Origin of the sequence: Clostridium sp. UBA2485 (assembly GCF_002341865.1) — a bacterium.
Classification (GTDB): Bacteria; Bacillota; Clostridia; order Clostridiales; family Clostridiaceae; genus Clostridium_J.
In genome coordinates, this window is sequence record NZ_DDOV01000092.1 from 1 (window position 1) to 274 (window position 274).

The window sequence follows — 274 nt, forward strand, 5'->3', positions numbered from 1 at the left end:
TTTAATTTTTTTATTTTTTTAATCATTTTACCTCCAATTATAGGATTATCATTCTAAAAATATTTTCCCATAATATATATAAATTTACAATAGCATATATTACAAAATGCGACATTTAATAGATAAAAGTCCTCATAAAATTAGTGATAAAATGTTTTTTTAATTTAAAATTGAGAATTTAAAGAATTTAAATCAAGAAGATAGGTAAGTATGTATATAGATGTACCACTGCTAGATTTAATCTATACACTTATAAAATTGTGTTAACAAATTA